At 44.6% G+C, this 469-nt stretch carries 2 protein-coding genes; both read right to left on the reverse strand.

The window, feature by feature from the left end:
* The coding region (locus SANK73390_RS00225) for a phage protein GemA/Gp16 family protein (protein WP_462762130.1) at positions 1-251 on the reverse strand (251 nt) is incomplete at its 3' end.
* Positions 252-262: 11 nt separating this feature from the next.
* Positions 263-469: DUF3164 family protein (locus SANK73390_RS00230; RefSeq protein WP_462762132.1), on the reverse strand; the 207-nt coding region annotated here is incomplete at its 5' end.

Genomic DNA, 469 nt, shown 5'->3' on the forward strand with positions numbered 1-469 from the left:
GGCGTTTTGTCTTCTGGCTCTTTATTACGTGTGATCGGCGAGTTTTTACCAGCACGCTTTTTAGTGATGATCTCAAAACCCTTGCTTTGCATATGTTTGAGCACCTTATCTAGCTCATTAACCCCCATTTCTTTACAGCTATCTTTACCAGTTAGCTCAAACAACACCGTGCGGTATAGCTCATCGTCCCAACCCAGTTGACCTTGGCCTACGTGTATCAATTGAATGTAGCGTGATTTACTCATTTTCATGGGTGCCACCTTTATAGTGATTTGCTAACCAACGGGATCTGAATCCATGCGCCCAGCTCGTTACGCTCATAAAAACGAACATACGTTTTAGTTGAGCCAAAAATAAACGCGTCATCTATCGCTTGCATACCTGCGGCCCAGTCGTCCGACTTATGGCTATAACGGTATTTACTGCGCAACTCCATAATCTTGCTTTTGCTGTACTGGCCCTCTTTGTC

It is taken from the genome of Pseudoalteromonas sp. SANK 73390 (assembly GCF_054966645.1).